Below are 1,138 nucleotides of genomic sequence, written 5' to 3'. Positions count from 1 at the left end.
AGTCTATTCACCGTATTTTTAGGTGTTTGATTGATCATTTGGATAAACCCTTGTACAGCACGCTGAATCTTTCCAACATTTGAGTAAAAGACATTGTGGATCACCGTTGCCTTCATCCATTTCCACAATCCTTCGATTAAATTTAAATCGGGACTGTACGGTGGAAGGAACAGAAATTCAAAGGAATCTTGATACGTTTCTAAAAATGGTTGGATCAATTTCGCATGGTGTATACGCGCATTGTCTAATACCATCACGATGCGTTCATTTGGATAACGAGCGATGACTTTTTCTAAAAAACGTAGGAATTCAACAGCGGTATATTGTTCTTCTTGCACACAAAATACGTCGCCCGTTTCATAATCCAACGTACCAATTAGCTTGACGCCTTGATGTCGGCCGTATGTTGGAATGATTTTTTGTTGACCTTTTGGAAACCACGTGTTGGAAATGGCTTGGTAATCACGGATCATCGACTCGTCTTCAAATAAAATGCGCTCAATTTGACCGTGGATTAGTTTTTTTTCGCCTGTTCAAATGCTTCAAGGAAAGCTGCTTGTTTGATCGGATCTGCTTTTTCCAATGTGTAGGTTGGTTTCGTATAGCTTAAACCAAGACGGTACAATAAATCACGTGTCCCACGCACAGAAAAAGAAACGCCAAATGTTCGCTCCATCCAATCACGAAGAAGAGGCGCTGTCCAATTCATTTCAACGGGAAAACCGACATCTTTAGGCGTTTGGTTGACAATTATCGCGATGACTTGCGCTTCTTGTTCAGCTGTTAAATGACGCTTTCGACCCGGTTGTTTTTTACGGTCCAGTCCAGCAATCCCTTTTTCACAATACGCTTTGCGATAATTGAACAGCGTTGCTAAAGAAAGACCTGTATAGGCAGCAATTTTTTCATACGATTCGCCCGAAAGTAACATATAAATCACTTGGTAGCGAACGAACAGTTTATGATTGTTTTCTTCTTTCATGACAAGCTTTAATTCTTCTAAAGCAGCAGGAATTTGTTCTTCAGGAATTAGGGTAATTTTACGCATTATTTTTCTCCGTTTCGTATCTGTTAAGAATAGTATACAGGAAAACGAAGAAAAAGGATTTAAATCTAAATATTAATCACCTTATATATA

The 1,138-nt window shown here is 38.9% G+C and carries 1 protein-coding gene; it reads right to left on the bottom strand.

Annotated elements, in window-relative coordinates; translation table 11 throughout:
* Positions 1–1,048 (bottom strand): IS630 family transposase gene (locus tag A6K76_RS16575; protein ID WP_139108712.1). Its coding sequence is split into 2 segments (ribosomal slippage), with 1,046 coding nucleotides annotated over them: positions 1–524 and positions 527–1,048; the frame shifts between segments, so codons are not numbered across the junction. This gene is flagged as partial in the annotation.
* Between the last annotated feature and the right edge of the window lie 90 nt (positions 1,049–1,138).

The organism is Caryophanon latum, from assembly GCF_001700325.1.
Classification (GTDB): domain Bacteria; phylum Bacillota; class Bacilli; order Bacillales_A; family Planococcaceae; genus Caryophanon; species Caryophanon latum.
Note: the sequence above shows the minus strand (reverse complement) of the source record. Positions and strands in the feature narration are given on the sequence as shown.